The organism is Streptomyces huiliensis, assembly GCF_020037025.1.
Lineage (GTDB): Bacteria > Actinomycetota > Actinomycetes > Streptomycetales > Streptomycetaceae > Streptomyces > Streptomyces huiliensis.
This window is the reverse complement of the sequence record NZ_JAIQLH010000306.1, coordinates 1-4,623: the sequence shown is the minus strand read 5'-3', so window position 1 is coordinate 4,623 and position 4,623 is coordinate 1. Positions and strand designations below refer to the sequence as shown.

Annotated in this window: 6 protein-coding genes; 4 read left to right on the top strand and 2 right to left on the bottom strand. The window is 75.2% G+C overall.

Features of this window, described 5'->3' with window-relative positions; all coding sequences use genetic code 11:
- Positions 1-933, top strand: a 933-nt coding sequence (locus tag JNW98_RS31870) for a pseudouridine synthase (protein WP_223771786.1), incomplete at its 5' end; no start/stop codon positions are given.
- An 88-nt stretch (positions 934-1,021) separates the two neighbouring features.
- Positions 1,022-1,819 carry a nucleotidyltransferase domain-containing protein gene (locus tag JNW98_RS31865; protein WP_223771785.1) on the top strand — a complete coding sequence of 266 codons (798 nt, stop codon included), beginning with the start codon at positions 1,022-1,024 and terminating at the stop codon, positions 1,817-1,819.
- Here JNW98_RS31865 and JNW98_RS31860 read toward each other — a convergent pair.
- Together JNW98_RS31860 and JNW98_RS31855 are read right to left on the bottom strand one after the other, a co-directional pair.
- The gene (locus JNW98_RS31860; protein WP_223771784.1) at positions 1,816-2,508 is read right to left on the bottom strand and encodes a nucleotidyltransferase domain-containing protein; all 693 of its coding nucleotides are present in this window, start codon (positions 2,506-2,508) and stop codon (positions 1,816-1,818) included. The genes JNW98_RS31865 and JNW98_RS31860 overlap by 4 nt on opposite strands.
- 56 nt (positions 2,509-2,564) lie before the next feature.
- Positions 2,565-2,927, bottom strand: coding sequence for a DUF952 domain-containing protein (locus tag JNW98_RS31855; RefSeq protein ID WP_223771783.1), 363 nt, complete (start codon positions 2,925-2,927; stop codon positions 2,565-2,567).
- A 203-nt stretch (positions 2,928-3,130) separates the two neighbouring features.
- Here JNW98_RS31855 and JNW98_RS31850 point away from each other — a divergent pair, with 203 nt between their 5' ends.
- A complete protein-coding gene (locus JNW98_RS31850; RefSeq protein WP_223771782.1) occupies positions 3,131-4,216 on the top strand; it encodes a prephenate dehydrogenase in 1,086 nt (361 codons plus the stop codon).
- Between the two features lie 133 nt (positions 4,217-4,349).
- The coding region (locus JNW98_RS31845; RefSeq protein ID WP_223771781.1) for a (d)CMP kinase at positions 4,350-4,623 on the top strand (274 nt) is incomplete at its 3' end.

Here is a 4,623-nt window from a genome sequence, read left to right as displayed (position 1 = left end):
GGCGAGCGCAGCGGAGGCCGTGGCCCGTCCTCCGGCCGGGGCCCCTCGGCCCGCGGCGGCGCCAAGGGCGGCCCGCGCCGGAGCCCGTCGGCCGGCAGCGACCGGCGGACCACCCCGGCGCGCCCGCGCGAGCTCGACGCCAAGATCGAGGAGCGCAACCGGGAGCGGCACAACAAGCCCCAGGTCAAGCTGCCCAAGACCTTCGGCGAGCAGGAGGGCGAGCGCCTGCAGAAGGTGCTGGCCCGGGCTGGCATGGGCTCCCGCCGCGCCTGCGAGGAGCTGATCGAGCAGGCCCGCGTCGAGGTCAACGGGCAGATCGTCACCGAGCAGGGGCTGCGCGTCGACCCCGAGAAGGACGAGATCAAGGTGGACGGCCTGACCGTCGCCACCCAGTCGTACCTGTTCTTCGCGCTCAACAAGCCGGCCGGCGTCGTCTCCACCATGGAGGACCCGGACGGCCGCCAGTGCCTCGGCGACTACGTCACCAACCGCGAGACCCGGCTGTTCCACGTCGGCCGTCTCGACACGGAGACCGAGGGCATCATCCTGCTCACCAACCACGGCGAGCTGGCCCACCGCCTCACCCACCCCCGCTACGGCGTCCAGAAGACCTACCTGGCCGCCATCACCGGTCCGCTGCCGCGCGACATCGGCAAGCGGCTCAAGAGCGGCATCGAGCTGGAGGACGGCTGGGCGCGCGCCGACGACTTCCGGGTCATCCAGCAGACCGGCAAGAACTACCTGGTCGAGGTCACCCTCCACGAGGGCCGCAAGCACATCGTGCGCCGGATGCTGGCCGAGGCCGGGTTCCCGGTCGAGAAGCTCGTCCGTACCTCGTTCGGGCCGATCGCCCTGGGCGACCAGAAGTCCGGCTGGCTGCGGCGGCTCACCAACACCGAGGTGGGCATGCTGATGCGCGAGGTCGAGCTCTAGGCCCTCCCCGGCCCCGTACGGCGGCCCCGGTACAGCGCTCCCGGCACCCGCCGGACCGCCGTACCGGGGCCGCTGCCATCCTGGGCCGATGCGTGACACCGACACGTCCGTCCTGCGGGCCGCGGGCCTGCCCACCGCCGACCTCTCGCCCGTCCTGGCCGAGCCCGGCCACCCGCTGGTCTTCGCCACCGTCTCCGGCGCCCACCTCTACGGCTTCCCGTCCCGCGACTCCGACGTCGACCTGCGCGGTGTCCACCTGCTGCCCGTCGCCGACCTGATCGGGCTGCGCGAGGGCGAGGAGACCGTCACGCGCATGGGCGTCCGGGACGGCGTCGAGATGGACCTCGTCACCCACGACCTGCGCAAGTTCGCGCGGCTGCTGCTCCGGCGCAACGGCTACGTGCTGGAGCAGCTGCTGTCGCCGCTGGTCGTCCGGACGTCCGCCGTCCACGCCGAGCTGACGGCCCTCGCCCCCGCCGTGCTCACCAGCCACCACGCCCACCACTACCGGGGCTTCGCCGACACCCAGTGGCGGTTCTTCGGCAGGACGGGCGAGCTCAAGCCGCTGCTCTACACCTTCCGGGCGCTGCTCACCGGCATCCACCTGATGCGGAGCGGGGAGGTCGTGGCCCACCTGCCGACGCTCCTCGGCCTGGTGCCGGACGCGCCGGGCTATCTGCCCGAGCTCGTCGCGGCGAAGGCGGAGGCCGAGCACGGCCCCACCGGGGACCTGGTGGACGCGGCGCGGCTCACGGCGGACGTCGAGGCGCTGCACGCCGTCCTGGACGCCGCGCAGGCCGCGTCCCGGCTGCCGGAGACGGTGGCGCCGGCGGCGTACGACGCGCTGCACGAGCTCGTCGTACGGGCGCGCGGCGGGGTCGGCTAGACCGCTTCCGCGGCCGACGCCCGGCGGACCCGGATCAGGAAGTCCTCCACCCGCGCCCGGTCCGGCACGGCCGGCAGCGGAGTGGCGGACGCGGCCGTCTCCAGTTCGTCGCGCAGCCGGTTCAGCCGGCGCTCCGCCTCCGGCCAGGGGAGCTCGCCGTGCCGGACGGTCAGCAGCTCCTCGCGGCGGTCGCCGACGGCGAGGGTGAGGACGCCGGTGCGCAGCAGGTCGCGAGCGCTCTCCAGGATCCGCAACAGGTGCATGACCTGCTTCCAGTTCGGGGCGCCGGTCCGGCGTACGGCCGCGTCGGACTTCGCCCGCTGCGCGTCCGCGTAGCCGGTGAACGTCCGGTGCGCCAGCCGGGAGAGGAACGCCCCGCGCAGGGCGAGCAGCTCCCGGCCCCGCTCGTCGGCGTACTCGACGAGCGGGGAGTGCAGGCATTCCAGGGCGGTCGGGTTGGCCCGCAGGGCCAGCTCGCAGAAGCGTTCCAGCTCCCAGGAGAACTGCTCCTCGGCCGGCCCCTCGACGTGCGTCGGCGGCTTGTCGAAGCCCCAGAACAGCGCGGCGGGGGCCGCGTACACCCCGCGCCGGTCGGTGTCGCTCGCCTCGGTGGCCAGCCCGAACGCGCGCGAGCCCATGACGCAGGAGTAGATCGTGTGGTCGGTCACCAGGGCGTGCATGGTCCGCATTGTGGCCGCGGGGCGGCCACCGCGTCACCCGCCTTTTCGGCGTTGGGACCCGGGGATCACGACCACACGGCCAGCTCCACCGCCCGCCCGTCCTCGTCCCGCCGGATCTCCATCATCCCCTCGACCGCGTCCCGGTTGATCCGCCCGTAGACGTGCGGGAACAGCGTCCCCGGCGCGGTGCCGGGCGGCGGGGCCGGGTCGGCGGCCTCCCAGCGGACCAGGACGCCCAGCTTGTGCTCGTCGATCAGCAGCGCCATCAGCGGCCCCTTCACGTCCCGGTAGTAGGCGGAGGCCACGGCGAGCGTCGTCTCCTCGTCGGGGGAGCAGTGCACGAAGCCCTCCTCGTCGAGGGAGGCGGGGGCGAAGGGGCGGTCGGGCACGGCGAGCCAGTCGTCGAGGGGCACCACGTGAAAGATCATGCCCCCCTTCTACCCGAAGGGGCCGCCGCAGTCCCGGTGGCCCGGCGCCCGGCCCGGCCCGGGACGCCCTAGGCTGGGCCCGCGGGGGGCCGACGCCGCCGGGGCGCGCCCCGGAGCCGGGCTCCCGCGCCCGTCGTGACCGCCCGTCCCGCGACCGGCCCGTGCCCCGGGCTCCGCCGCGGCCCTGCGCTAGGACCCGCCCAGTGAGAACCGCCCTCGTCATCGGCACCGGACTGATCGGCACCTCCGCCGCGCTCGCCCTGGCGGGCCGGGGGGTCCGGGTCCACCTCAGCGACCACGACCCCGACCGGGCCCGTACGGCCGCCGCCCGCGGCGCCGGCACGGACGACGAGCCGGAGGGTCGCTGCGACCTCGTCGTCGTCGCCGTGCCGCCCGCGCACGTCGCCGCCACCCTCGCGGACGCGATCCGGGCCGGCCGCGGCCGCGCCTACCTCGACGTCGCCAGCGTCAAGGGCGGCCCCCGCCGGGAGCTGGAGGCGCTCGGCTGCGACCTCTCCGGCTACCTGGGCACCCACCCGATGGCCGGCCGGGAGCGCTCGGGCCCGATGGCCGCCACCGCCGACCTGTTCGAGGGCCGCCCCTGGGTGCTGACCCCCACCCGGGAGACCGACACCGAGGTCCTCAACATCGCCCTCGAACTGATCGCCCACTGCCGGGCCGTCCCCGTCGTCATGGACGCCGACGCCCACGACCGGGCCGTCGCCCTCGTCTCGCACACCCCGCAGCTGGTCTCCAGCATGGTCGCCGCCCGGCTGGCGGAGGCCGACGAGACGGCCGTCCGGCTCTGCGGCCAGGGCATCCGGGACGTGACCCGGATCGCCGCCTCCGACCCCCGCATGTGGCTGGAGATCCTCGCCGCCAACCCGGGCCCGGTCGCGGACGTCCTCGCCGCGGTCGCCGCCGACCTGGAGGGGACGGTACGGGCCCTGCGCGCCATGGACACGGCCGGCGACGCAGCGGACGAGGAGGCGGCGGCGGGCCTGGAGGACGTGCTGCGCCGCGGCAACACCGGCCGCGCCCGCGTCCCCGGCAAGCACGGCTCGGCCCCGGCGGCGTACGAGACGGTGACCGTCCTCATCGGCGACCAGCCGGGCGAGCTGGCCCGGATCTTCGCCGACGCGGGCCGGGCCGGCGTCAACATCGAGGACGTGCGCATCGAGCACGCCACCGGCCGGCAGAGCGGCCTGATCCAGCTGATGGTCGAGCCGAAGGCCGCCGACGCGCTCGCGGAGACCCTCCGGGAGCGCGGCTGGTCGCTGCGCCAGTAGCCGACGGGCCGGGGGTCGGGCCGGCGGCCGGGGAGCGCGGCTGTACGGGCCGGTCCGGCGAGCCAGTAACCTTGGGTGAGCCCCCAACGGGCCCAGCCAGGCAGCGACGACCCGCCGCCGTGCACGAGGAAAGGTGTCAGACACCGTGGAAACCGCCGCCCGGACCGCACCGGCAGCAGTCATCGTCGCCATCGACGGCCCCTCCGGCACGGGCAAGTCCAGCACCTCGAAGGCCGTCGCCGCCAAGCTCGGCCTCCGCTACCTGGACACCGGCGCCCAGTACCGGGCGATCACCTGGTGGATGCTGAGCAACGGCGTCGACGTGAACGACGCCGCGGCCGTGGCCGCCGCCGCGGGCAAGCCCGACCTCGTCTCCGGCACCGACCCGTCCGCGCCCACCATCACGG